General features: G+C 40.1%; 19 protein-coding genes, 1 tRNA gene and 1 pseudogene. 15 read left to right on the top strand and 6 right to left on the bottom strand.

The window, feature by feature from the left end; all coding sequences use genetic code 11:
- The first annotated feature begins 6 nt into the window (after window positions 1-6).
- Window positions 7-1,488 carry a serine/threonine-protein kinase gene (locus HMPREF2794_RS04115; protein WP_070750983.1) on the top strand — a complete coding sequence of 494 codons (1,482 nt, stop codon included), beginning with the start codon at window positions 7-9 and terminating at the stop codon, window positions 1,486-1,488.
- Between the two features lie 573 nt (window positions 1,489-2,061).
- Here the strand turns inward: HMPREF2794_RS04115 and HMPREF2794_RS04110 are convergent.
- Window positions 2,062-3,231: a hypothetical protein gene (locus tag HMPREF2794_RS04110; protein ID WP_070750981.1), complete on the bottom strand. Its 1,170-nt coding sequence runs from the start codon at window positions 3,229-3,231 to the stop codon at window positions 2,062-2,064.
- A 10-nt stretch (window positions 3,232-3,241) separates the two neighbouring features.
- Window positions 3,242-5,194 (bottom strand): dynamin family protein, encoded by a 1,953-nt coding sequence (locus tag HMPREF2794_RS04105; RefSeq protein ID WP_070751020.1) that lies wholly within the window; start codon window positions 5,192-5,194, stop codon window positions 3,242-3,244.
- Between the two features lie 294 nt (window positions 5,195-5,488).
- Here HMPREF2794_RS04105 and HMPREF2794_RS04100 point away from each other — a divergent pair, with 294 nt between their 5' ends.
- The 12 genes and pseudogenes from HMPREF2794_RS04100 (at window position 5,489) to HMPREF2794_RS04045 (ending at window position 18,798) form a co-directional block, all read left to right on the top strand.
- Entirely contained in the window at window positions 5,489-7,138 is a 1,650-nt protein-coding gene (locus tag HMPREF2794_RS04100; RefSeq protein WP_055269565.1) for a sigma-70 family RNA polymerase sigma factor, read from the top strand.
- 78 nt (window positions 7,139-7,216) lie between these two features.
- The gene (locus tag HMPREF2794_RS04095; protein ID WP_055269566.1) at window positions 7,217-7,993 is read left to right on the top strand and encodes a class I SAM-dependent methyltransferase; all 777 of its coding nucleotides are present in this window, start codon (window positions 7,217-7,219) and stop codon (window positions 7,991-7,993) included.
- 161 nt (window positions 7,994-8,154) lie between these two features.
- Window positions 8,155-9,342, top strand: a pseudogene (locus HMPREF2794_RS04090) (DUF418 domain-containing protein).
- A 400-nt stretch (window positions 9,343-9,742) separates the two neighbouring features.
- Entirely contained in the window at window positions 9,743-11,080 is a 1,338-nt protein-coding gene (locus tag HMPREF2794_RS04085) for a site-specific integrase (protein WP_009037359.1), read from the top strand.
- Between the two features lie 7 nt (window positions 11,081-11,087).
- Complete coding sequence (locus tag HMPREF2794_RS28810; protein ID WP_009037360.1) at window positions 11,088-12,029, top strand: DUF6043 family protein; 942 nt, start codon at window positions 11,088-11,090, stop codon at window positions 12,027-12,029.
- Between the two features lie 169 nt (window positions 12,030-12,198).
- Window positions 12,199-12,513, top strand: coding sequence for a helix-turn-helix transcriptional regulator (locus HMPREF2794_RS04075; protein WP_007763424.1), 315 nt, complete (start codon window positions 12,199-12,201; stop codon window positions 12,511-12,513).
- Between the two features lie 4 nt (window positions 12,514-12,517).
- The gene (locus HMPREF2794_RS04070; protein WP_004291344.1) at window positions 12,518-13,708 is read left to right on the top strand and encodes a primase-helicase family protein; all 1,191 of its coding nucleotides are present in this window, start codon (window positions 12,518-12,520) and stop codon (window positions 13,706-13,708) included.
- 232 nt (window positions 13,709-13,940) lie between these two features.
- Window positions 13,941-14,897: a toprim domain-containing protein gene (locus HMPREF2794_RS04065; protein WP_009037361.1), complete on the top strand. Its 957-nt coding sequence runs from the start codon at window positions 13,941-13,943 to the stop codon at window positions 14,895-14,897.
- Between the two features lie 210 nt (window positions 14,898-15,107).
- Window positions 15,108-16,511 carry a mobilization protein gene (locus HMPREF2794_RS04060; RefSeq protein ID WP_009037362.1) on the top strand — a complete coding sequence of 468 codons (1,404 nt, stop codon included), beginning with the start codon at window positions 15,108-15,110 and terminating at the stop codon, window positions 16,509-16,511.
- Between the two features lie 318 nt (window positions 16,512-16,829).
- A complete protein-coding gene (locus HMPREF2794_RS04055) occupies window positions 16,830-17,549 on the top strand; it encodes a hypothetical protein (RefSeq protein WP_005649593.1) in 720 nt (239 codons plus the stop codon).
- A gap of 55 nt (window positions 17,550-17,604) precedes the next feature.
- Window positions 17,605-18,048: a hypothetical protein gene (locus tag HMPREF2794_RS04050; protein WP_004291348.1), complete on the top strand. Its 444-nt coding sequence runs from the start codon at window positions 17,605-17,607 to the stop codon at window positions 18,046-18,048.
- Between the two features lie 9 nt (window positions 18,049-18,057).
- Window positions 18,058-18,798 carry an NERD domain-containing protein gene (locus tag HMPREF2794_RS04045; RefSeq protein ID WP_070750979.1) on the top strand — a complete coding sequence of 247 codons (741 nt, stop codon included), beginning with the start codon at window positions 18,058-18,060 and terminating at the stop codon, window positions 18,796-18,798.
- 25 nt (window positions 18,799-18,823) lie between these two features.
- Here HMPREF2794_RS04045 and HMPREF2794_RS04040 read toward each other — a convergent pair whose 3' ends face one another.
- A complete protein-coding gene (locus HMPREF2794_RS04040; protein ID WP_004291350.1) occupies window positions 18,824-19,633 on the bottom strand; it encodes a Fic family protein in 810 nt (269 codons plus the stop codon).
- A 175-nt stretch (window positions 19,634-19,808) separates the two neighbouring features.
- A tRNA-Leu gene (locus HMPREF2794_RS04035) sits at window positions 19,809-19,892 on the bottom strand.
- A 164-nt stretch (window positions 19,893-20,056) separates the two neighbouring features.
- Between HMPREF2794_RS04035 and HMPREF2794_RS04030 the strand changes: the two genes are divergently transcribed.
- Window positions 20,057-21,139 (top strand): mannose-1-phosphate guanylyltransferase, encoded by a 1,083-nt coding sequence (locus tag HMPREF2794_RS04030; protein ID WP_055269569.1) that lies wholly within the window; start codon window positions 20,057-20,059, stop codon window positions 21,137-21,139.
- A gap of 87 nt (window positions 21,140-21,226) precedes the next feature.
- Here the strand turns inward: HMPREF2794_RS04030 and HMPREF2794_RS04025 are convergent, their stop codons facing one another.
- Window positions 21,227-22,876 (bottom strand): AMP-binding protein, encoded by a 1,650-nt coding sequence (locus tag HMPREF2794_RS04025; RefSeq protein ID WP_055269570.1) that lies wholly within the window; start codon window positions 22,874-22,876, stop codon window positions 21,227-21,229.
- Between the two features lie 35 nt (window positions 22,877-22,911).
- Window positions 22,912-23,487, bottom strand: a complete 576-nt coding sequence (locus HMPREF2794_RS04020; RefSeq protein WP_008761981.1) for a helix-turn-helix domain-containing protein — start codon at window positions 23,485-23,487, stop codon at window positions 22,912-22,914.
- A 405-nt stretch (window positions 23,488-23,892) separates the two neighbouring features.
- On the opposite strand from HMPREF2794_RS04020, the gene HMPREF2794_RS04015 reads away from it, so the two are divergent.
- Complete coding sequence (locus HMPREF2794_RS04015) at window positions 23,893-26,517, top strand: hypothetical protein (RefSeq protein WP_055269571.1); 2,625 nt, start codon at window positions 23,893-23,895, stop codon at window positions 26,515-26,517.
- The last annotated feature ends 56 nt before the right edge of the window (window positions 26,518-26,573 follow it).

The raw sequence follows: 26,573 nt of genomic DNA, 5'->3' as shown, positions 1-26,573 counted from the left end.
AAAAACATGCAGTTCAACAGTGGCGACATATTTGCTGAACATTATCAGCTGAAGAAAAAGTTAGGAACAGGAAGCTTCGGAGAAGTCTGGTTAGCCCGAAACACATTGGCAGATGTAGAAGTTGCCATAAAGTTTTATGGCCTGTTAGATGATAACGGCATAAAAGACTTTCGAGAAGAGTTCAAACTTGCCTATAAATTGCATCACCCCAACTTATTACATCTTAATCATTTTGATGTATTCGAAAGATGTCCGTTCCTGATAATGCCTTATTGTTCCAATGGTTCCTCCGCTACCTTGATCGGTAAAATGTCCGAAAAGCAAATCTGGCATTTCATACGTGACGTATCATGCGGACTCATGTTCTTGCACAGTCAAAACCCGCCAATCATCCATCAGGATATAAAGCCCGATAATATTCTAATCGGTGATGATGGTAAATTTATCATTTCCGACTTCGGCATTAGCCGCAAATTAGAGCATACTTTCCGTAAAAGTACTAACAAAGTAAAAAGTTCCGGAACACTTGCTTATATGGGACCGGAACACTTTTCTGAGAAACCATTTATTGCAGGTACCAGCGACATATGGTCTTTAGGCATGAGTATTTACGAATTGCTGACCGGTCACATTTTATGGGAAGGTATGGGTGGTTGTGTCCAACTGAATGGTGCACGTATCCCAGCCTTAGATAACGGCTATTCTCCCCAACTGGACCAGTTTCTTCATGCATGTCTCTCGCTTAACACATGGGATCGTCCCACAGCTCAACAAGCTTATAACTATGCTAACTCTATGCTAAAGCAAGAAGTAAACCATCTGCATTCACCATCAGCGGTACATACCTCAACACCTCCACTCCCACCAGCACCATCACGTTTACAAAAAAGAATTCGTCTCTCCAATATAAACAAACGCATGGCAGGATGGATTATTCTCAGCATATTATTCCTATTCATGCTGATCAAAGGAGTTTCCGCATTCTTCGGAAGTATAGAGGAAGAACGCAGATATAATGCCTGCCAAACAACAGAAGATTTCCTACATTTCCTGAATCATTATCCTGCCTCATCCCATGCTGAATTTGTGAAACAGAAAATTAGGATATTGACAGAAGACAGCATAAAAAAAGAAATACAAAAGAATAAAGTAATCGCCCCAATAAGTGTAGATACTATAGAAGCGGAACAACCTAAAACGGAAGAAATAGTAGCAAAGCATCCTTCCTGGTCACGTCCAAAGCCTAAAGTAGAAATCGTTTCCCCCGCTCCTGATACAAAAAAAGTCAAAAGAGAAGAGGAAGAACATATGTTCCTCAATTGTCAGACCATAACCGATTATGAGAAATATCTGCGACAATATCCCAAAGGAAAGTTCGCTTATAAAGCCAAAAGGGCAATTCAACAAATAGAGTCCGGAATGATGGAGAGTCATCCGGCACAGGAAATACACGTCAAAAAAAGCACTAGAGTAAGTTTCGGTCTATAAGCACCAATTCCAATATATAGATTATTTTCATCCTTTTCTCTATCACCTGTCACCACTTGTGTAGTCCAAATCATTAATGCTTATCACCTGAAGTATTAATAGATAAGTTTCACTCTATCGGAACTAAACTTCCTTTTCTCTAATAGATAACTTAATTTTTATCTATTACAAACTATAAACGCAAGCTTTGTTTTTATAAACGTAACCTTCATTTATAAAAACGAAGCTTGCAATTTTATAAACGAAGCTTGCGTTTATAGATTACCATTAGAAAAAACAACTTTACTGCCCAAAGAAAGGAACTTTACTATAGGAAGAGAAGAGCTTTTCTATTAACAGACAACACGCAAACCTATAATAGATAACGAACAAACCAGCATAAACTACCAATGCAATAAAGAGCCTCAGAAGATGGTGAAAGAGAATATAAAAAATGGGAAAGTCTTTTATTTCCATCTATTATCTCCACCCACGAAGATTACTTCTTCCAAAAGAAAAAGAATGGAGACAGAATCAACCTTTTGAGTCGATTCCAATGAAAAGATTCTGATTTATATCAAATTTAAGTTATATTTAATGACTCGTTTCATCAACTTCCTTCACTTTCTTACCGCCAATAATATTCAGAATAATATTCATCGCTCCCTTTCCCACAAAAGAAGTACCTACCACGACAACTTTAGGCAAAGATTTCAGTGCCTCCTTCACGGCTGCACGCTTCGCTTTTCTTTTGGCCTTGATCCCATTTAATGAATTCATTCCATCTACCAGATAGTTACGTGTCACATAACCGATACGCAAAGTCATCAGTGAATTGACTATTCCATCACATATAGAACCTATGACTACACCCGGAATTTTCACGCCGAACAGAATACTCAAAAAGCCGGTACCTCCCGAAACGGTATCACCAATATCATCCGGATCTACATCGGCTCCATCAACAGCAGCATCGGACAAGTCTATATCGGACGCAGCATCCGAGGATGGGTCTGCCAATGATTCGAAGGGAGCAACCGAACCCATATCATTAAAGACTTCGGATGCAACAAAAGTCATCAGAGAAGTAACCAATATATTGACGTACTGCCGGAACAGTTGTTGCCGGGTAGGACGAAAACCGGAGGCAATGATCACATCCTCTATCATCTTATAATTCATATAAAGCACTGAGACAGTATCAAGTCTTCCGTTCTGCGAGATGGCGGTAATCATAAAAACAGATTTTGCCCATTCTATAATACGACGGTTGATCCCAATGATACGGACTGAATGCATATCTTCTGCACGTGGTCCTGAAGCTTCCCGCAATTCTCCACCCTCAATACGCAATTTCAACTCATCACTCAATATCTGTACCAATTCTTCTTTATCCGTAGCATAACGTTCCAAGTCTTCACGTAGTTTCTGCTGATGCAGCTTTCTTAACTCGGGACACGTTTTATCTTTAGATATATAATTGCAATTATCCGCCAGCTTATGCCCGAACGCTATAAGTTGTGCCGTATCCCACTCTCCGTCAATAGACAAAGCCGGCATCTGCGGAGCACGATGCACCCGGATCACCGGACGTATAACGACAGCATAAAATACAATCAGAATCAATGCGTAAAAAGCATACTCTGCCCATGCTACATGAGATAAGGAAGCGATTTTCTCACCTATTATAATGATATTACCCAACAATAATATCACAAAAGAGCCTAAAAACAGGAGGGTGATAATTAATAAATTTCGTTTCATAGACCTATTCTTATCTTATTGAATCTTTAAAACTCTGAACTTGTGTGTTTATCGACCGAAGCAATGCGTCTTTCCTGTCAAATTCTTCTTTATCAGGAACCAATTCTCCCAGATACGCCTCTTTTTGCCGTTCCAGAAAATCAATGATACACTGCTTACGTACAGGTACATACTGATCATAAAGATCATTGGCAGCTTTGCATATACTCTTCCCGACAGTCAACTGAAGATACCCCTTGACTGTTCTTCCCGTATGCGTATGATCGATTCCGGTGATGCACTCCAGCGCCTTCTTCAGAAAATGTTGAATTTCCGCTATCGAATACGTTCCGAAAGGATTGGGGATTCCGATATGTGGAACCGTCGGATGATTGATATTCTTCACATCAAAAGCCCCCTGTAAATCAAAATCGACCATCGGGAAATCTGCTACTTGCGACACTGATTCAAAAGTCATACAACCTTTTTGTTTCAAGAAAGCATTCATCTTCTCTATAAAAGACACATCATCTTTCAAATTAGACAATTTCCGCAGATACTGCCGGACCAGGCTATGTTCATGAGAATCAAGAAACTTGCTTTTTATTGCCGCTGACGAATCAGCCATAAACTTTGTAACAATGGCGCGGGTCGCCTCCTTTCCCTTTGCTCCACCTGCATAGGCGGAATTGCATGCGGAGTCATAATACTCCTTCACGATTTCCACAAACTCTTTCAAATCATCATCAATATACACTTGCACCATTTTCCTAAAATCACCCCCATCATAACCAAGCTCATTTGCCTGATGAAGTAATTCGTCAAACGAAGCTGCCGCAGCCCGGTATTCTTCATCGATTGCTTTCTGTTTGCCTATCAGGTCACTGACTGAGTTATCCAGTTTTTCCAATTGGTTCAGTGTTCTTCCTATTACACTTCGCAGACGTATGTCAGTACTATTAGAGATTACCTTGCCATACAAGTCCTTCTCAAATTCCTGAAACTTCGCAGCTTCTTCCTGAAGGTTTTCCACCCCTTCATAACTGGCAGCATCCGCCACTTTGCCCAAGTTCAAGCTGTATATACTCCCCTTTAACTGGAAATTCCGTCTCCCCATTTCATTCTCTGCAAATTCTACCTGCGCTTTAATGACTGCCTGCTTCTCCTCTTCCGAATGCCAGTAGGCCGCTTCAAACACGTTATGCAGAAGACAAACCGGAACTTTCGGATTATTCTCCTGCAACAATTTCAGAAAACGATTGGAAACCTTCGATATAGCAGAATTTGAACTTTGCACAAATATCACGAAATCTGCCCTTTGAGAAATCGTTTCATAAATGGGATTATCCAGATTTGCATATCCACCGTCCAGTCCGGGCATATCCACCAAAAATATATTATCTTTCAGAAGCTCCCCACCGGACGTTGTTATAGATGTCACCAACGTATGATCCGCATTAATTACGCTTTCTTCCAAAGCCAGTGAAACACAGGCATCCAAATTAATATCATTCAGTTCTTTCTTCTCGATACCTATCTCGGGAATGTTTTCCAGTTTCTCAAATCCGCGCAGACTATCAATGACCGAGTCAAACTGTTCCAACCTTTTGACTTTATCGGCGGTAGAGAAGATGGAAGTAATGGATTCTTCCTGTCCTTTTGATATGATAGAAGGACGCACCGTACACTCCAGAAAATGAGTGGGGCTGACATGAGCGTGTGCTATCAGATTGACTAAAGTAGATTTTCCCGATTTCACAGGTCCAACCACCAATATAAGAAAAGAGCCTCCGTCAAATTCAGAAGCACGATTTGTCAGTTTCTGAATAGACTTATAAACAATCTCCAGGTCCTTTATCCTCCCCGCTATCTCCAGTGTTGACATCAATTCCTGAGATTTATTCTTCAGTATATTCAAGAATACCCTGAGCTCCGGCAGAGACATTGTTTCTACTTTTTCTTCTATAAATTTGTATTTACTCATAAACAAGAATTTCAATGATAGCGCAACCGCTGTTCCATGCATTATTATAATATTGAGATAAAGTTAGCAGTTTGCCGGGAAATAAAAAATGTATAGCCCACAAAAAAGTAAATTACTGGCGGTAAAGTTCTATTATTTGATGAGAACGGACTCTTAAACCGCTAAAAATCATGAAGTAACTAAGCGTCTCACTTCTTTGTATCCAACATGTTGCCACATATTATAAATGTTAAAACAGAAAGAGTCATGCAGTCTTTCGGGTTTCTATCCATCATATTAAAATAATACATGCACATGGATATAAAAGAACTTGTAGATTTATGTAAAGAAGGCGATGAGCTGGCTTTGGGCCTGCTTTATAAAACTTATTCGGGCAAGATGATGAAAATATGCCTTCATTATGTGCCAGACAAACAAATCGCACAAGATCTCCTACACGACGGATTCATTGTCATTTTCACTTCGATTGATTCACTGCGTACCCCTGAGAAACTGGAAAGTTGGATGGGGGCAATCATGAAGAATATATCACTAAGATATCTTAACCAAAATAGCGCAAACACTTCTATTTCCCTATCAGACATTGCGGAAGAAGAGGAACCTGTCGATAATCCTCCATTATCTGATTCCATTCCTTATGATAAGATAGCAGAAATGGTCGAGAAGTTACCGGAAGGATATAGCAAAGTATTCAAACTGGCAATATTGGAAGGTTTGTCTCACAAGGAAATAGGAAAACTGCTGAATATAGCTCCGCATTCCTCCTCTTCCCAATTATTCAGGGCAAAAGGATTACTTAAAAAGATGATTTCTGATTACAAACAGATTCTCATATTAGTGATTTTGTTCCTTTTCCCAATGATACATGACTATTTGGACTGGAAAAGAAGAGATACTAAAACTAATCATTGGGCGAAAAATGTTATCCGGAAATCGAAAATAGAGAAGAAGCCGGAAAATGAAAATACAATTTCTTCCAGATATATCCCCCATTACAAAGAAGAGGAGCATTATAATATCACTTTAACAAATCTTCCCCGATTGGCATCAGACACAGCCGCAACAATATCATCTGCCATCTCTGAAAGAAAAGACCCGGCAGATAAACTGCCTGCCGTAAAACCGTCTTTTATATGGGAGCCTACAGACCAAACGATTGCCTTCTCATATTCAAGCCGAAAATTTGCCTCACCCCCAAAGAAGAAAGCAGGAAAATGGAAAATAATGTTGGCAGGGTCAGTTGGGCCTCAGCTGGCACAAAACCTATATAAGTTGATAGCAACACCACACTCTGACGGTTTGGAAAGTGGGCTCCCCCAACAAGTCAATACCTGGGAAGAATATTATGACTATTTAAACACCCGCCATCAAGAAGGGACTTTAGGTGATTCGCTGACGCTAATGACAATTGCCAAGAACAATAGTGGAAGGATTATAGAACATCAGCATCATGATACCCCTATCACTTTCGGGCTCTCATTCAACAAAAAACTCAGCCACCACTGGAGCATAGAAACCGGACTGCAATATACCTATCTAAAATCAGAGTTCACCACAGGAAAAGAATACCGCATTCAGGAAACACAGAAGCTCCATTATATCGGTATCCCTTTCCGTATTTCTTACCGACTTGGAAATTACAAACGGCTCTCATTCTACTCGACAGCCGGTTTCCAAATGGAGATCCCGTTAAAAAGTACACTGCATACTTCCCATGTAACAGACAGTGTACCCATTAATTTAGGTTATCAGACATTAGAGGCGCCTTTACAATGGTCAGTCAATGCAAGCGCAGGTGTACAATATCAGTTTACACCCCATACCAGCATCTACATAGAACCAACTATCAATTATTATATTCCCGATGGAAGTTCATTGCGTACCATCCGAAAAGAACATCCGGTTACGTTCACCGTTCCTGTAGGTATTCGTTTTTCCTGGTAAAAAGTCATTCTGTCATGCAGTCTTCTGGCCGATCGTGAATCATAACTATAGAAACCCTAGAAACAATTGACAAATCAAATGCAGGAACGACATACAAACCGCGAACGTTATTTTGAGGAACAAGCTCACACTACGAGAAATTATTATATACCTTATATAAAAAAGAATATCGGCAACCTGCCAAACAAGGTATTGGAAGTAGGATGTGGCGAAGGAGGAAATCTGCTTCCTTTCGCTGAACTAGGTTGTGACACCATTGGAATCGATATTGCCGTCTCGCGAATTGAACAGGCAAAAAACTTCTTCATTACCAAAAAGCAAAAAGGAACTTTTATTGCTTCTGATATCTTCTTATTAAATGATTTACAGAAACATTTCCCGCTTATCCTCATACATGATGTAATAGAACACATCGACAACAAAGAGTTATTTCTGCACAGCTTAAAGAATTATCTATCTCCCAACGGTGTTATCTTCATCGCTTTTCCTGCCTGGCAAATGCCATTTGGCGGTCATCAGCAGATTGCACGAAGTAAAGTTATCTCTCATATGCCATTTATCCATCTGTTACCTCGCATTTTATATCAAGGAATTTTGAGAATCTTCAGTGAACAAGAAAGCACGATCCAAGAATTGCTAACCATCAAACAGACCAGATGTACAATAGAAATGCTGCGAAAAACAGTAAAACAGACTGGCTATCAAATCATCAATGAACAGTTATACTTCATCAACCCGCACTACAAAATTAAATTTGGACTAGCCCCACGCAAACTAAACAGAATAATCGCACATATTCCTTTCATAAGAAATGTATTCAGTACCAGTTGTTTCTATTTGATAAAACCAACATAGCATGGTTCAACTATAAAACATTGCCTTTTCCAAGATGCTACAAAGCCCCTGAAGGTCATATTTTGTTCTTTATTGAACAGTATTTTTCCTGAAATATGGAGGGCGTACGTTAAATTTGCATCTGAAATAAAAAACATGTTAACATTATAACTCTAAAAAGTATGCACTTATCTAGTACACTACCCAGTAATAATCGTATCGAAATAGCAGATGTATTACGTGGTTTTGCCGTAATGGGGATTACTCTTATCCATTTTATCGAACGGTTCAGTCTTAATAGCTTTCCGGAAGAAACCTGCAACTTTCTGATATTTACAGACAGAGTAATCTAGGACAGTGTGTTTTTTACCTTCTCCGGTAAAGCCTACTGCATTTTCGCATTGCTTTTTGGATTTAGCTTTTTTATTCAAGACAACTCACAAAAACAAAAAGGAAAAGATTTTCGTGGTCGATTTGCCTGGCGGTTAGTATTACTTCTTTTTATAGCCTGCATCAATTCTGCCCTATTTCCCGGTGAAATATTGATACTCTATGCATTGTTGGGCTATGTATTGATCGCAGTCTGTCGGCTTTCTACCCGCACAGTCACAATCATAGCAGTTATTCTTCTCCTGCAGCCTATTGAGTTGGGACAAATAATTTATGCACTCATCAACCCCGACTATATTATCAATGCTGATCTTGATGCTCCATACTGGGAGTTAGTCAATGCTGCTCAAAAAGAAGGTTCTTTCCTCGAAATGTGCAAAACTGCCATATGGACGGGTAATGTTGCCAATATGGGTTGGATGCTATTACACGGAAGAGTTACTCAAACCGCCGGTCTGTTTATGGTAGGTATGATAATTGGGCGTAGCAACGCGTTTCTCTATTCAGAAAAGAATATAAAAATCTGGATTAAAGTATTCATCATAGCCGTTACCGCTTTTTTCCCCATTTATGGTTTGATAAATATACTCCCCGACTTTATAAGTCGCGAAGCACTACTTGTACCTTCTGTCCTTCTATGCAAGTCACTGTCAAATATTGCATTTACAGGAATCATGTTTGCAGGTATCATACTGGTTTATTACCTGACAACCCTTAAGAATGTTCTTCATAAATTTGCACCTTATGGACGCATGAGCTTGACCAACTACCTGTCACAATCTTTAATCGGAGGGTTCTTGTTTTACAACTGGGGATTAGGACTTTATCTGCATACAGGCATTACAGCATGTATTCTTATCGGTGTAAGTGTATTCTTTATACAATACTTTTTCTGCAATTGGTGGCTTCGTTCACATCGTCAGGGTCCATTAGAATGGCTATGGAAGAAAGCAACCTGGATAAAGGTAGGTAAGGGATAAATGATACTGAGAGATAAGAAAAGGTGCAATTCATCGTAAAAGTGAATTGCACCTTTTTAGTATTTTTGCTGCAAATAACACAGTCTATAGAAAATATCGGGAAACTTCTGATAGTGCACATTAGAAAGAAATGCCCTATAACAAAAAAGCTAAGTAATTGATTACTCAATTCTTAGCTTTTCGTGGTACCCAGACCCGCATTTGAAATAATTAAAGTGGGGAAAATGTGGGTAAAAAGAAAAATGCGGGAAAACGCCGCAATTACACTGTATTTCAATATATTACAATTCTATTAAATTTTAATCCAAGTTAATCGAATTGCAAAATATTTAGCAGATGTGGGGAAAATGTGGGGAAAATATCTATATTTGCAGCAGAGTAAAATTCAACCTGAAAGTCTATGAAAGTAACCTTTATCATTAAAAAAGCAGCCAAGCGATATGATACAGAATCCATGGCTACAATCTATGTCCGTTTTAGAAACGGAAGGCAGTTAGACTCCGTTGCTCCTACTCAGTTAGCCATCAATCCCAATCTATGGGATGATAAAGACGAATGTGTAAAAACGAAAGCTGTCTGCAATGAAGAAATGCGTACCCATATAAATGAAGAGATACGCCAGTTGAAAACCTATATCGAGAAGGTATATCAACAAGAAAAGGAAGCAATAGACAAAGAATGGCTAAAAACAACACTTGATAAATTTTACCATCCTGAAAAATATTTTTTGCCGGAGGAAGTGGTTATCAAGCCTACCATTGGAGAACTATTCGATGAATTTCTAAACAAGCACCCTTTGTCGGAAGTACGAAAGAAAAATTTCCGGGTTGTCAAAAGAGCCTTACTGCGTTATGAACTATATGTAAGGGCTACAAAGAGAGGACAAAAGGGCTTTATCTTTGACGTGGATTTGGTAACACCTGACACGCTTCGGGATATGTGGGATTTCTTTCAGAACGAATACCAGTATTATGAACTTTACCCGAGCATTTATGAAGCCATTCCCGAAAAGAGGACACCACAGCCCAGAAGCAAGAACACGCTGATAGACTGTTTTTCAAGAATACGCACATTCTTCCTGTGGTGCTTCGATAACAAGCGTACCACAAACAGACCTTTCGACAAATTCCCAATAGAAGAATGTACATACGGTACACCTTATTATATAACACTTGAAGAGAGAGATAGAATTTTCAATGCCGACCTTTCAGCTACCCCACAACTGGCAATACAGAGAGATATATTCATATTTCAGACACTGATAGGATGCAGAGTGAGCGACTTGTACCGAATGACCAAACTAAATGTGGTCAATGAAGCCATAGAGTATATTCCCAAGAAAACCAAAGAGGGGAATCCGGTTACGGTACGTGTTCCACTTAACGACAAAGCGAAAGAAATCCTTGAACGCTACAAAGAATATGAGGGGAAACTATTGCCGTTCATATCCGAACAAAAGTACAATGACGCCATAAAAAAGATATTCAAGTTGGCTGGAGTTGACCGCATCGTAACAATCTTAGATCCGTTGACGCACAACGAAATCAAACGACCGATTTATGAAGTGGCAAGCAGCCACTTGGCAAGACGTACTTTTATCGGCAATATCTATAAAAAAGTGAAAGACCCGAACCTTGTTTCCGCACTGTCGGGACACAAGGAGGGAAGCAAGGCTTTCAGACGATACAGGGATATTGACGAAGAAATGAAGAAAGACCTTGTAAAACTATTAGACTGATACTTGTATGGGACAACAGGAATATGACAATTTCAAAAGACTGATAAAGGAATGGCTCGACAGCCATCCGGATGAATATGCCGATTTCGTAGAAGAAATGAACGACAAGAAGTTCAAAGGGTTCTTCAATATTTTCAATACGGCTGTAAGGCTTGTTCCGAAATATAAAGAAGCAGCACGCAAGAGAATAGGCGATGATAGAAACCCTGATTTCGAGGAACTGGAAAATGTTCTTTTACAATCAGACCTTGCCGAGAAAATAGTGAATGAGTTTCATACCCCGAACAAGAGAAGCATTGTTCCTGCCATGCTTGCATGGCTCTATTACGGACGAAGCTATGAGTGCATGGTGGAACAGGGTGAGGAACTGACCAAAAGAAAGGATATTCCCACCTTATACAAATGGCTTGTTTCCGGCATGGTCAAATTCATTATCAGAAAAAGCATCGCCAATGGCATGAGAACCAAAGAGGACTGGCAAGTATTCAGGAAGCAACAGAAAGCCATTGAGGAAAACTCTCTTGTGGAATGGGCAATAGAAGAAGATGAAGACATGGACGAGGAAGAAACAGATATGTTGCAGGAAGAACAGCCAAAGACCGCAGGACGCAAAGCCGACACACGCACGTTGCCAGAACTTCTGATAGAAAGGCATGACATACTGATTGAAAGAATTGGCACACGATTGAAAACCCATGCTACGGAAACAGATATAGCACGGCTGTTTATCGCACTGGTGGAATACCGCTTCATGCGGAAGTGTCCCATCAAGACTTTCAGAAACGCACTGCACGAGCAGTTCAAGGAACAAGAAATCGTCCACGAAAGAGGCATCCAGAAAGCATACAAAAATCTCATTTCACCACTTGGAAACAGCAAGAAACTGGTAAAAGACATTGGTGAAGACCATGAAGCCATCGAGGAATTGAAAGCCTATCTATCCAATTGAAACTCGTTTAATTCGCTTTTCATTTTTACGAATTTAACGAATTGAATATCATTGTTTTACGATTGATTTTCATTATATATTTGCGCCACTATCCTAATCGGGGTAGTGGCTTTTCGTTTATAATACTGCCGAAACGGGAAGTCTTACAACCGGCAGTTTCAAGAAGCCTATGACAGATTTATTGGCAATTATCCAAAACGGGAACGGCAACATCAAGTTGGAAGTAACAGGAGAAGATTTGCTATTATTCTCCAACCAATTAATCAGCCGTGCGAAGCATGAACTTTCTACCGCCATTGCGGAAGCAAGAAAGGAGAAGTATCTAACCAAAGAGGAAGTGAAAAAGATGTGCGGTGTTTGTGATACCACACTCTGGCACTGGTCTAAGAAAAACTATCTGAAGCCTGTAAAGGTTGGAAACAAGGTCAGATACCGACAATCCGACATTCAGAGAATTTTAGGTGAACACAACCCTTTAATCTAAGCCTATGAAGGAGGAAGAATATATGCGCGTAGGAACAACTTTATACAAGGTGGTCAATCAGCCATGCGCTAATGGCGGTTATGAAAAGAAACGTGTCGTATGGAACAACAGCACATTACGGCAGGACTATGGAAAGAACTATCTTGCCACCGTCCCCAAGTATGACGGCTTTTGCACCGTTCCCAACCATTTGAACTACCAAAAGGAGATTGAGGGATTTTTGAACCTTTACGAGCCTATAGAGCATAAACCGCAGCAGGGGGACTTCTCCCACATCCAATCCTTGATGCGACACATCTTCGGGGAACAATACGAGCTGGGTATGGACTATATGCAACTGCTGTATCTACAGCCGACACAGAAGCTGCCTATTGTCCTACTTGTTTCAGAAGAACGCAACACAGGCAAAAGCACGTTCTTGAACTTCCTGAAAGCCGTGTTTGAGAACAACGTGACTTTCAACACCAACGAAGATTTCCGCAGCCAATTCAATTCCGACTGGGCAGGAAAGCTGCTAATCGTTGTGGACGAAGTTTTGCTCAACCGCAGGGAAGACAGCGAACGGTTGAAAAACCTGAGCACCACTTTCACCTACAAGGTGGAAGCCAAAGGCAAAGACCGAACGGAGATTGCTTTCTTCGCCAAGTTCGTGCTATGTTCCAACAACGAATATCTGCCCATACTCATAGACGCAGGAGAAACACGCTACTGGGTGCGGAAGATAATGCCGTTGCAGAGTGATGATACCAACTTTCTGCAAAAGCTAAAAGCGGAAATACCCGCATTTCTTTATTTCCTGACCCAAAGGGAACTATCCACAACACAGGAAAGCCGTATGTGGTTCAACCCAAGACTGACACATACCGCAGCCTTGCAGAAAATAATCCGAAGCAACCGCAACCGACTGGAAATAGAAATGACCGAGTTGTTGCTTGACATCATGTCGAACATGAACGTGGAAAGCGTATCATTCTGCCTGAACGACCTTGTAACCTTGCTACTCTATTCACAGGTCAAGGTTGAAAAGTATCAAGTGAGGAAAGTTGTGCAGGAAGTATGGAAACTTACTTCCGCACACAATTCGCTATCCTACACCGCTTATGAGTTCGCACCCCATCGTGAGTGCCACTATGAGCCGAAAAGGAAAACTGGTCGGTTTTATACGGTAACGAAAGAACAACTGACCGCTATCTAATTATTTTGATGAAATGATGAATAAGGGAAGTAATATATTGCCTTACAGATAGATATGTATTCATCAAACACTCATCAACAACGATTGCTGATGAAAAAAGAAAACATCATTTCTCTTTTGGCAAGCAATCTGATGAGAAAAAGATGAGCCGATATAACGCTGTTTAACAGTGTGTTAAATTCCAAATTCATCAAATCATCATTTTTTCATTCACCAACAAATCCGCAAGAAAATGACAATAGAAGAAGCTAAAAGCATACGAATAGCCGACTACCTGCACAGTTTGGGTTATTCACCAGTAAAACAACAAGGTATCAACCTTTGGTACAAATCTCCGTTTCGGGAAGAGAGTGAAGCATCGTTCAAAGTGAATACCGAACGTGAACAATGGTATGACTTCGGTTTGGGAAAGGGCGGAAACATCATTGCACTAGCTGCACATCTGTACGCTACCGACCATGTACCTTACATCTTGAAACGGATAGCAGAGCAGACACCGCACGTGCGCCCGGTATCTTTTTCTTTTGGCAAGCAAAGCTCTTCTGAGCCGAGCTTCCAACAGTTGGAGATTGTTCCGCTGTCATCTCCTGCCCTGCTTGCCTACTTACAAGGTAGAGGAATAAATACAGAACTGGCGAAAAGAGAATGTAGTGAAGCCCGTTTCACCCACAACGGCAAGCGGTACTTTGCCATCGCCTTTCCCAATGCTTCGGGTGGGTTTGAGGTTCGCAACCGCTATTTCAAGGGCTGCATCGCTCCAAAGGAAATCTCCCACATCAGACAGTCTGGGAAAGCGAGGAATACCTGTTATGTGTTCGAGGGATTTATGGACTACCTCTCCTTTCTGACATTGAGACAGGAGAGCTGCCCAAATTATCCGGAGTTGGACGGACAGGACTATATCGTATTAAATTCCGTATCGAATGTGAATAAAGCTCTCTATCCGTTGGGCAGCTACGAACGCATCCACTTTTTTTTTGATAACGACCATGCAGGCATGGAAGCCCTCCAACAAATCCGCAAGGAATACGGCAGAGACCAATACATCCGTGACGCTTCACAGACTTACAGCGGATGCAAGGACTTGAACGAATACTTACAGAAACAGGCTGAGAAAAAAGGGCAGCTCCAATCCGTCAAAGAAGTGAGCAGCCAGTCACCGAAAAAGAAAAACGGCTTTCGGTTATAGCCCACTATAACTACACGCTCCGCTTTCGTAGTTGTGGGCTCTCCCGAGGGGATTAGGGCTTTGCCCTAATGACCCACTCAGGGCGTTTCACCCCTGAGAACCCCGAGCAAAGAGTGACCCTCTCTTTGCAATCTCCGCTTATGGGTTACCCCTAAGAACCCCTCTGCGAAAGCAAGCAGAATAATCAATTGCAAACAAAGAAAAGAAGCTATGGCAACAAAATCAAGCATACATATCAAGCCTTGCAGAATCGCATCGAGCGAGGCGCACAACCGAAGGACTGCCGAGTATATGCGTAATATCGGGGAGTCCAGAATCTATGTCGTTCCCGAACTTTCCACCGATAACGAACAGTGGATAAACCCCGACTTCGGCACTCCCGAACTGCAAACTCATTATAACAATATCAAGCAAATGGTCAAGAAAAAGACCGGACGTGCCATGCAGGAAAAGGAAAGGGAACGCAAGGGAAAGAATGGAAAAATTATCAAGGTGGCGGGATGTTCACCCATCCGTGAAGGAGTATTGCTTATCAGACCGGACACCACACTGGCTGATGTACGCAAATTCGGTGAAGAGTGCCAAAGACGCTGGGGTATCACTCCGCTACAAATTTTCCTGCACAAAGACGAAGGGCATTGGCTGAACGGTCAGCCGGAAGCAGAAGACAAAGAGAGCTTCCAAGTCGGAAACAGATGGTTCAAACCGAACTATCATGCTCATATCGTATTCGACTGGATGAACCATGAAACCGGAAAGAGCCGAAAGCTCAATGACGAGGATATGGCAACCATGCAGACCTTGGCTTCCGATATTCTCCTGATGGAACGTGGTCAGGCAAAAGCTGTCACGGGTAAGGAGCATTTGGAACGAAACGATTTCATCATAGAGAAGCAGAAAGCTGAACTGCAACGTATAGAGGAAACCAAGCGACACAAGGAACAACAGGTAAGCCTTGCCGAGCAGGAACTCAAACAGGTAAAAGCAGAGATACGCACGGACAAACTCAAAAGTGCAGCTACCGATGTAGCCACTGCCATAACCAGCGGTGTCGGTTCTCTTTTCGGCAGCGGTAAATTGAAAGATTTGGAACAAACCAACGAGAATTTACATCATGAAATTGCCAAGCGTGACAAAGGTATTGATGAATTAAAAGCCAAGATACAACAAATGCAGGAACAGCATGGCAAGCAGATTCGTAACCTGCAAGGAATACATAATCAAGAGCTTGAAGCCAAAGACAAGGAAATATCGCGATTGAACACCATTCTTGAAAAAGCATTCAACTGGTTTCCATTGCTCAAAGAGATGTTGAGAATGGAAAAGCTTTGCTATGCCATCGGATTTACCAAAGATATGGTAAACAGTCTTTTGACCAAAAAAGAAGCTATCAGGTGTAATGGAAAAATCTATTCCGAAGAGCATAGACGAAGATTTGAAATCAAGAATGATGTTTTCAAGATAGAGAAGAGTTCGGTTGATGAAAACAAATTAGTGCTAACTATAAACAGGCAGCCGATAGGTGAATGGTTCAAAGAGCAATGGGAAAAATTAAGGCATGGTTTGCGACAATCAGCAGAAGAACCAAGAAAAAGTAGAGGATTCAGAATGTAATCTTGATAGTATTTGATTGTACCTCAATAAAATTGCATATCTTTGTAAGCGGATTGAGGCTACTCTTTCCAAGACATATTAGAATTTAGAAGAAGCGTTATGCTTATTTCTTGCGAATGAAAACCTGAGAAACTTTCAAACGTGTACAAGAATAGCATAGTGGTTCTCACGCTATAGCGTGGGCTGCTATTGTTACATCTGTACACAAAGGTTTTCTCAGGACCTTCATTCAAAGAGGTGGCATTACAGTTCCACGCTTCGTGATATTATAAAGTCCTTGTGGCAGCTGGAGGTGTATAATTAAAACAGTTAGTTGATATGAAACAGAATATATGCGTGGTAATATTTTTATTGCTTTCAACCATATGTAAAGCCCAAACATTCATATACCCCCAAAACGATTCTATCCTGACAGAATATAATGATGGAAAATTTTGGGCTTATTTAAACAAAAATGATTTTGTTGTAGGTCTTTCATGCTTTGAGGAAAAAGATGATTATGGAAAATACTATCACTTGGATATTTTTATCAAGAATTTAAGTGAAACCCCAATTGTATTCCAACCTGATAGCGTACACTCTAATCTACTAACAAAAAAAGATGATACTTTAAAACTTGAAGTATATACAAATGAAGAATATCAAAAAAAAATAAAACGCTCACAAGCATGGGCTATGGCATTATATGGAATCTCTGCCGGCATTAATGCAGGAACAGCAGGATATTCAACATCCTATTCTACGTCTTATTCTTCTAATGGTTATGCTTACACTACCATAACCAATCATTATGACGCTAATGCAGCATACCAAGCAAATGTCGCATCTACCAATCAAATGCTTACATTAGGACAAATGATGGATAATGACCGAACTATACGTGAACAAGGATATTTAAAAACCACAACTATTTATCCCGATGAAGCTATTATTGGCTATATGAATATTAAAAGGAAAAAAGGTAAGATTTTGATTGTAAACATTCCCATCGGAGATTATATTTATACTTTCAAATGGGATGTAAATAGGAAGAAATAAATACAGTAATAGCTATACTATTACCCTTAATTTTAATCACTTAAATGATTTACCTATGAAGAAACTTACGATTATTTTTTATTTATTTTTAATTCCATTATGTGTTTTTGCACAAAATGAAAGTTCCATTTCACATACCAAAACAGTTAATGATTCTACTTTGATTAAAATACATGCTATTGTAGAAGATATAGATTTTCGTATGCATGGACTTGATAGATACAAACTATATCCAACAGAAAATATATATAATTTTCTGCAATTAGATACAATGACGGGGAAAATAGAAATTGTACAATGGTCTTTGGATGATGATAAAGAAGGTTCTGCAACCCTTAATAACGAAGACCTATCTCTTGGTACAGGCTGTGGAACATTTGAATTATATCCAACAAAAAATATATATCAATTTCTTTTGTTAGATAAAGTAACAGGAAGAAGATGGCATGTTCAATGGGGATTTGAATCAAGTAAAAGATGGATAAAAAGAATCTATTAAATCAGTAATATGCATATTGCCATCACCGTTATCTTTTTTGCAGTGGTAATCTTTATTAAATTGAAGATGCCAATGTGGAAAGGCAAGTATTCTGAAAAACTTGTGAATAACAAGATTCAAGAGTTACCAGAAGAGTATGTTGTTTTTAATGATTTACTATTCGAAAGTAACGGATATTCAACACAAATTGACCATATTGCAGTTTCACCTTATGGTGTCTTTGTAATTGAAACAAAGGGATATAAAGGTTGGATTTTGGGCAGAGAGAACGGTGAATACTGGACGCAAACCATCTATAAAAGTAAACATCAATTTTACAATCCGATAAAACAAAACGCTGGACATGTAAGATTTTTGCATCATTTGCTCAAATGTTCAACGGATATACTTTTTATTCCAATTGTCGTTTTCAATAACAGTGCGGAATTAAAAGTGCATGCTGACAATAACATAGTTGTAAACAGATATAATCTAAAACGTGCTATATTACAATACAGAACTGCTGTTCTTAATCAGGAGACCATAAATTGGATAATACAGACAATTAACCAGAATCGCATAATCGCTGATAAAGAGAAACTAAAACAGCATAAGCATAACGCAAAGGCTCGGCAATACAGAAGTTCACGCCTAATAAATCAAGGTGTTTGTCCTCAATGCGGAGGACATCTCATTTTGAGGAAAGGCAAGTACGGCACTTTCTATGAATGTTCAAACTTTCCCACATGCAAGTTTACCATAAACTCATAAATAGCAATCCTTGTTTTATATAGTATCAGAACATAAAACTAAACCCTTTCTTTCGTGATACATTGAATCGTTCAATTTCTATAGAAAGTGATTTCTTCAACTGCCTTGCCATAAAGTCCAAAAACGGCTGATTAGTTTCTTCATTCTGACATTGGCGCAGGGAAAGAATATATTCTTCTCTATCTTCTTTAAATATTTTGGTCGGAAAAAGGTGATAGCAAAATTGGATGTAGTTCATCAGTAATCGAGCCGTTCTTCCGTTGCCATCCACCCACGGATGAATAGTTACTAAATTAAGGTGGGCATTAAAGCTCAATTCGTATTGTTCTCGAAGTGTTCCCATTTTTTTTTGCTTCTCTTGAAGAATCGCACAAAGCTCATCCACCTTAGCAGGAACTTTCAAATAGTTCATATAAGAATGTCCACCAACACCAGCCGTAACACCACATAGACGGAACTCTCCTTTAGAAGAATCAAAAGAGCCGCCCAACACACTGTGAACGCTGCCAGTAGTACGCATCAACATTGCATTCAACCTTTTCAGAAAAGCAGGAGTTATAGGTACAAGACTGCCTGATTCAGTTTTGGCAAGTTCATACGCTTGCTTCAAATCTTCATTCATCAGATGATGCACAAGCGGTTTCCCTTTCGCTGTTACTCCCTCGTCAAAGAGAAGCTGCGTATCAAGTTCGGTCAACGTTGAGCCTTCTATGGCTGTGGAATGGGTAATGAGAGAATAAAGGTAGTACTTGTCATAGTCCACCGCTTCACTGATACCAAGTTTTTGAAACTTCTGGTACAACAGTTCTATTTCTTGCCAAACACCTTGTTCCATTACTTTTATTTAATAGGCTTTATTTCTTTTCAAAGGTAACTTATTTACTACGTTCAACCAAAAGAAATAATGACTTACTGCTATATTTTTTGCACGTGTGGGGAAAATGTGGGGAAAATTCAAGCAAAAGAAAAAGCTAAGTATTGAATTATCAAATACTTAGCTTTCTTTCTTGTACCCAGACCCGGGGTCGAACCGGGATGGAAGTGAATCCACTGGTGTTTGAGACCAGCGCGTCTACCGATTCCGCCATCTGGGCATGCTTGATTTCTCAATTGCGGTGCAAAGATACGACAATATTTTGATTCCACAATAGTTTGAGTAAAAAAAGGAGCAAAAAATAATAAAACATGCCCCAAAGACTTCTGTATTTAGAGAATAAACCGTACATTAGCAAAAACATTTAAAAATAGAGTCACTATCATGACAAACATGGATAATTATTGCGTGATTATGGGTGGTGGTATCGGTAGCCGCTTCTGGCCGTTTAGCCGCAAAACATTGCCCAAACAATTTCTTGACTTCTTCGGAACCGGTCGTTCACTCCTGCAACAGACCTTCGACCGCTTTCAAAAAGTAATCCCGACCGAAAATATTCTTATTGTTACCAATGCAATGTATGCCGATCTGGTAAAGGAACAACTTCCCGAATTGGATGAGAAACAGATATTATTGGAACCGGCAAGAAGAAATACGGCTCCATGCATCGCATGGGCTGCCTATCATATCCGTGCTTTAAACCCGAATGCGAATATCGTAGTTGCCCCCTCAGATCATCTGATTTTAAAGGAAGAAGAATTTCGTGCCGCAATCATTAAAGGATTGGGATTCGTCTCTCACTCTGAGAAGTTACTGACATTGGGAATCAAACCCAACCGACCTGAAACCGGATATGGCTATATACAAATTGACGAACCAACTGGCGATGGCTTCTACAAAGTAAAGACATTCACCGAGAAACCGGAGTTGGAATTGGCAAAAGTATTCGTAGAAAGCGGTGAATTTTACTGGAATTCCGGATTATTCATGTGGAATGTCAATACTATCATAAAAGCCACAGAAATCCTTCTTCCCGAATTAGCATCCAAACTGGCACCAGGAAAAAACATCTATGCCACCGACAAAGAAAAAGCATTTATTGAAGAAAACTTCCCTGCATGTCCCAATGTTTCCATCGACTTCGGCATCATGGAAAAAGCAGACAATGTATATGTATCTTTGGGCGACTTTGGATGGTCTGATCTGGGCACATGGGGATCACTCTACGATTTGTCAGAAAGAGACCGGGAAGGCAATGTAACGTTAAAAAGCCATTCTTTGATATACAATGGAAAAGATAATATGATCGTACTCCCTAAAGGTAAACTCGCCGTAATCGATGGACTGGAAGGATATCTGATAGCTGAATCGGACAATGTCCTGCTAATTTGCCGTAAAGACGAAGAACATTCCATCCGCAAGTATGTAAATGACGCCCAGATGCAACTGGGAGACGATTTCATTTAAGAATGAAGAACTAAAAATGAAGAATGAAGAATCAGCTGCGCTATATGCTGCATAGCAATTCTTCATTCTTCATTTTTAGTTCTTCATTTAAATAATTTCTATCCCCTGCTCCTTACAAAGTTGCAGTCCAAGGTCTTTCAATCTGAATTTCTGAATTTTACCGCTACCTGTCATCGGGAATTCTTTCACAAAGAAGACATATTTCGGTATTTTATAACGGGAAATCTTATTCTTACAGAAATCACGTACATCTGACTCATGCATTTCCACTCCTTCCTGTAAGATGATAAATGCACCAACCGCTTCACCATATTTCTTAGAGGGAATACCTGCTACCTGAACATCCTTTACTCCATCAAGCTTATAAAGAAATTCTTCAATTTCACGCGGATAGATATTTTCACCACCGCGAATAATCATATCCTTGATACGCCCGGTGATCCGGTAATTTCCGTCTTCATCTTTAATACCCAAATCGCCCGAATGCAAGAAGTTATCTTTATCAATCACTTCAGCCGTAGCTTCCGGGTTTTTATAATATCCTTTCATCGTATTATATCCACGGTTGCACATTTCTCCCTGCACACCTACCGGACATTCTTCTCCAGTTTCGGGATCAATTACTCTGACTTCAGTAAATTCAAAGTCACGTCCTACCGTATTACAACGTACATCAAACGAATCATCGATGCGGGTTGCAGTCATACCGGGAGCTGTTTCTGTCAGTCCGTATACACTGGTAACCTTCATATACATCTTTTCTTCTACCTGTTTCATCAGTTCAACCGGACACAACGAACCGGCCATTATGCCAGTACGCAAACAAGACATATCGAACAGATCAAACATCGGATGGTGCAACTCGGCAATAAACATAGTAGGCACCCCGTAGAGGGCCGTACAGCGTTCTTTATGAATGGACGCCAGCACTACCAGCGGATCAAACCGCTCTACCATCACTTGCGTACAACCATGAGTCAGACAGTTCATCGTAGCCAACACCACTCCAAAACAATGGAACAGCGGCACACAACAACAAAGTTTATCATCAGCCGTAAACTTCATGTGTTCACCAGTCAGAAAACCGTTGTTGGCAATATTATAATGAGTCAGCATCACTCCCTTCGGAAAACCGGTAGTTCCTGATGTATACTGCATATTTACCACATCATGGCAATCTACCTGATTTTTGAGTTCAGTCAGACGGTCATCTTCCACATTATTCCCCAATAGCAATATCTCAGCCGTATTATACATTCCCCGATGTTTTTCCTGACCGACATATACCACGTTCTTCATATATGGGAAACGTTCACTCTTCAAATGACCGCGTTCGCAGGTTTTCAATTCAGGAAGCATCGTGTACGTCATTTGCACAAAGTCACTGTCCTTTTCGCCATTAACGATACAAAGTGTATGCATATCAGAATTCTGGCAAAGATATTCCAGTTCAGACTGCTTATAATTCGTATTTACTGTGACGTATACCGCACCAATCTTGGCACAGGCATACAGCAATGTCAGCCAATCGGGCACGTTCGCTGCCCATATGCCGACATGAGTACCACGTTCCACACCAACAGCGATCAGTCCTTTCGCCATATCATCCACACGCTGGTTCAGCTGACTCCAGGTAAAACGAAGATTACGGTCGGAATATACGATATATTCCTTATCGGGAGTCTCTTCGGCCCAATGTTCCAGCCATTGTCCAAGAGTACGTTCAAATAATTGCATGAGATTATTCTTAATATTTGATACCTGATATTTTTTTAAATCGGTGTGTAGACTACAGCCAATATTTTAGCAGCCTGTCCCTCGTAAGCATGTACATGATGGGGAACGATGGAATCATAATAGATGCTATCACCTTCTTCCAGCAAATAGGTATTTTTACCATAACTGATTTCCATAACCCCTTCCATGACCATAATAAACTCTTCTCCCTCATGAGAAGAAAGCACAAAGTCGCTGTCCTCTGTCGGCATCACATCAATGATAAATGGTTCCATGTGACGGTCCGCTTTCGATTTAGACAACGAATGATATTCCATATGCTTGCGTGAATGAATCGCATTATTGGAAAAACTGATGGCATCTTTAGCCTCTTTTTTACGGCATACCACAGGACCGATTTCATCCTGATCATCAAGAAAAGTACCCAGACGCACGCCTAACACACGCGCTATTTTAATTAGTGGTGCAAGCGAAGGTATATCGATATTATTCTCAATACGTTCGATCTGCTCGATAGCCAAACCCGAACGCTGTGCCAATTCTTCTATACTTATTGATTTATCTTCCCGGAGCGCTTTAATTTTCTCTCCAACAATCTTACTCGTATCCATATTGAAAGTTTTTTAGTTAGCAAAGGTGATAAATTAGAATAATTAGGTTGCAAAAATAGCAAAATCTTTAGATGAACACAATTATAATCCTAAAATATCTCCCATAATATATCTCTTTTCACCTACCTGCCTTGAAAATGGATTAAGTAATATATAGACTGGAGATTAACACTAATTAAACTCGGAATTTTCATATTATCATTATTTTTTCCTTTCTTGTAAAACTATAGATCATAAGTACTTATTGTTAAACCTCTAAATATATATAGCTTATGAACACACACAATCAATTCACAGTCATTATGGTCCAACTGTTCATTTTGCAACTATTCGTGACTAAACAAGTATAGTTATGTTAACATTTGACGTTCCACTACCTTCAAATTACTAATCACTCAAAACGCAATGAATCGGCGCCCCATAATCACCCTCCTTTGCCTCCTATCAAGTATAGCCGTGCAAATTCATAGCCAGCAAATTGCGGATTCGATATTCGCAACTTACTTTGCCCGTTCACAAGCCTACGCTGATGCATATCCACGCGAGAAGGCCTATCTACATTTGGACAACACCAGTTACTACATCGGAGACACAATATGGTATAAGGCATACGTAGTAACGGCCGAGCAAAACCAGCCTAGCCCAATCAGTACCCCACTTTATGTAGAACTATTAGACCAACTAGGAAATACTGCCGAACGACAAATTATACAGTTGCGGGATGGAGAAGGAGAAGGACAATTCATACTGACAAAAGCCTTATTCTCCGGTTTTTATGAGATTAGGGCTTATACGAAATGGATGTTGGCATTCAGTGAAAAGCAATATTTCTCGCGTACGATCCCTGTATATAGAAAACGGAGGAGCGAAGTAGACGAAAACCGGAGCATCATCACCTACCGAATGGACGAATCTATGAAGCAACGTCCACGTTCAAAAGAAAAAGATTTCATGATTCGATTCTTCCCGGAAGGTGGACAATTAGTAGAGGGAATACCTTCAGTCGTTGCATTCGAAGCGACAAGTAAAGAAGAAGGTACAGTAGGCATTTCAGGAACTGTTTATGGGCCGGATGATGTAGAACTTGCGCAATTTACAACCCTCCACAACGGTATGGGATGCTTTATATACACCCCTACAGACAAACAAGCCAAAGCTGTAGTGACCTATCAAGATAAAAAATACTCATTTCAGCTGCCAAAGGCATTACCCAGAGGATATGTGCTAAATGTGACATCTAAAGAAAAAGCATTAGTCATCAAAGTTCTCAGAAATTCGACAAGTCTCAAAGATACACTGGCTTTATTCATATCACATCAAGGACGTCCGCTCATGTATCAGACCATTGATTTTAAAGATCAAACAGTATATCATCTCCCGTTATCCACTCAGGGATTGCCGGGAGGAGTCATACAACTCTCTTTAATGAATAGCAATGGGGCAACGCTATGCGAGCGTTTTTGCTATGTGATGCCTTCTCCATCTTTACAGTTAACAGCCACATCCCCCAATGCATTGTACTATCCTTTTGAACCTATTGAATACCATATCTCAATGAAAGACAATACCGGTAAACCGATACAAGGACACTTTTCCGTAGCCATCCGAGACGCTTTACAATCAGATTTCCAACGATTCGATCAGACGATTTATACAGATTTGCTGCTTACATCAGATCTGAAAGGATATATCCATCAACCCGGATATTATTTCGTAGACCATTCCCCCAAGCGGAGAGTGGCACTAGACATCTTACTGATGATTCACGGATGGAGAAAATATGATATAAGCCAAGCCATCAGTAGTATTCCCCAAAAGCCTGCCTATTTGCCAGAAACAAGGTTAACCTTACACGGACAGATAACATCTTTTCTAAGAAACAAAGAACAGAAAGATATACTTGTAAGTGTTATTGCCCGACAAGACACAGTATCGGCAGCAGGCTTTACTCTCACAGACTCTTTGGGATTTTTCCATATCCCAATGGATACCTTTACTGGATCCATGAGTGCAATCTTCCAAACTCGCCGGAAAGGGAAAAAGTTGAATCGGAAAACAAACATATTACTTTTTCGTAACTTTGCACCTGATTTGCGTAAGTATAGCTACGAAGAGTTCCATCCAAAATGGGAAGACATAAGTGCTCTTAGTTGGTGGAGCCATCTCTCCGATTCTCTTTATTTAGATTCTATTATAGGACACGATGCCCACGTATTGAATCAGGTTATGGTGAAAGCCAAGCGTACAAAATACAAAAAAATTCTCGCTTTTGAACAATCTGTCAGAGCCTATTATGATATACCGAAGGAATTGGACCAGATACGTGATGGAGGAGGATTCATGGATTATTTTCCTTGGTTAATGGCGACACTGAATTCTAATATTCAAGTAAAATCCAGTTGGGATGCAGATTTTCCATTGTTGACCATGTCATATAACGGTCATCCAATGCTATGTACGGTAAATGGAGTCCTTTATCCGATATTTGATCGAGAACTTTTTATAGATAAAAGCATTGATGCAATAAAATCTGTTATGATTTGCGACGGTCCGTCAGCTACAGCCGGAATAGATGACGACAAGACTTTTTATCTAAGTGATGAAAGCCTACAACAACATTTGGAAACTTCCAGACTTTCCCCTTTTGAAGAAAAAGCCTTAAAAAGTTATCTAGATTCCCCCTTTTCCTTTGATAGAAAAAAGAATAGCTATGCAATTTGCTATATCACTACTATCGACAATTGGGACCCGGAAAAGAAGTACCAGTCACGTGGTATTCGAAACACACAAATCCAAGGTTACTCCCAACCTATCGAATTTTATTCACCCTATTATCCGGATATCAGTAAAGGACAAGGCAATGACCACCGCCGTACAATCTATTGGAACCCTAAAGTTACCACTGACAAGAATGGAAAAGCCATCATTCGCTGTAATAATGCGAACTCGTCTACATTCCTGACAATTAGTTGTGAAGCACTATACAACGGACAGCCGGCTGCAATCAATGTGCACAGCATAAAATACTAATCCACCCTTCATTGAAGACAATAAAAAAAGAGGTTGTGTCAAAACGCTGGCACAAC

This window comes from Bacteroides sp. HMSC067B03, from assembly GCF_001811315.1.
GTDB classification, from domain to species: Bacteria; Bacteroidota; Bacteroidia; order Bacteroidales; family Bacteroidaceae; genus Bacteroides; species Bacteroides faecis.
Note: the sequence above shows the minus strand (reverse complement) of the source record. Positions and strands in the feature narration are given on the sequence as shown.

What these genes read in the sequence shown, in the direction of transcription:
- HMPREF2794_RS04085 (WP_009037359.1), top strand. Translation starts at nt 9,743, where the DNA reads ATGAAAGTAACCTTTATCATTAAAAAAGCAGCCAAGCGATATGATACA.
- HMPREF2794_RS04045 (WP_070750979.1), top strand. Translation starts at nt 18,058, where the DNA reads ATGCATATTGCCATCACCGTTATCTTTTTTGCAGTGGTAATCTTTATT.
- HMPREF2794_RS04030 (WP_055269569.1), top strand. Translation starts at nt 20,057, where the DNA reads ATGACAAACATGGATAATTATTGCGTGATTATGGGTGGTGGTATCGGT.
- HMPREF2794_RS04050 (WP_004291348.1), top strand. Translation starts at nt 17,605, where the DNA reads ATGAAGAAACTTACGATTATTTTTTATTTATTTTTAATTCCATTATGT.
- HMPREF2794_RS04110 (WP_070750981.1), bottom strand. Translation starts at nt 3,231, where the DNA reads ATGAAACGAAATTTATTAATTATCACCCTCCTGTTTTTAGGCTCTTTT.
- HMPREF2794_RS04105 (WP_070751020.1), bottom strand. Translation starts at nt 5,194, where the DNA reads ATGAGTAAATACAAATTTATAGAAGAAAAAGTAGAAACAATGTCTCTG.
- HMPREF2794_RS04015 (WP_055269571.1), top strand. Translation starts at nt 23,893, where the DNA reads ATGAATCGGCGCCCCATAATCACCCTCCTTTGCCTCCTATCAAGTATA.
- HMPREF2794_RS04070 (WP_004291344.1), top strand. Translation starts at nt 12,518, where the DNA reads ATGAAGGAGGAAGAATATATGCGCGTAGGAACAACTTTATACAAGGTG.
- HMPREF2794_RS04075 (WP_007763424.1), top strand. Translation starts at nt 12,199, where the DNA reads ATGACAGATTTATTGGCAATTATCCAAAACGGGAACGGCAACATCAAG.
- HMPREF2794_RS04065 (WP_009037361.1), top strand. Translation starts at nt 13,941, where the DNA reads ATGACAATAGAAGAAGCTAAAAGCATACGAATAGCCGACTACCTGCAC.
- HMPREF2794_RS04040 (WP_004291350.1), bottom strand. Translation starts at nt 19,633, where the DNA reads ATGGAACAAGGTGTTTGGCAAGAAATAGAACTGTTGTACCAGAAGTTT.
- HMPREF2794_RS04060 (WP_009037362.1), top strand. Translation starts at nt 15,108, where the DNA reads ATGGCAACAAAATCAAGCATACATATCAAGCCTTGCAGAATCGCATCG.
- HMPREF2794_RS04020 (WP_008761981.1), bottom strand. Translation starts at nt 23,487, where the DNA reads ATGGATACGAGTAAGATTGTTGGAGAGAAAATTAAAGCGCTCCGGGAA.
- HMPREF2794_RS04095 (WP_055269566.1), top strand. Translation starts at nt 7,217, where the DNA reads ATGCAGGAACGACATACAAACCGCGAACGTTATTTTGAGGAACAAGCT.
- HMPREF2794_RS04100 (WP_055269565.1), top strand. Translation starts at nt 5,489, where the DNA reads ATGGATATAAAAGAACTTGTAGATTTATGTAAAGAAGGCGATGAGCTG.
- HMPREF2794_RS04115 (WP_070750983.1), top strand. Translation starts at nt 7, where the DNA reads ATGCAGTTCAACAGTGGCGACATATTTGCTGAACATTATCAGCTGAAG.
- HMPREF2794_RS04055 (WP_005649593.1), top strand. Translation starts at nt 16,830, where the DNA reads ATGAAACAGAATATATGCGTGGTAATATTTTTATTGCTTTCAACCATA.
- HMPREF2794_RS28810 (WP_009037360.1), top strand. Translation starts at nt 11,088, where the DNA reads ATGGGACAACAGGAATATGACAATTTCAAAAGACTGATAAAGGAATGG.
- HMPREF2794_RS04025 (WP_055269570.1), bottom strand. Translation starts at nt 22,876, where the DNA reads ATGCAATTATTTGAACGTACTCTTGGACAATGGCTGGAACATTGGGCC.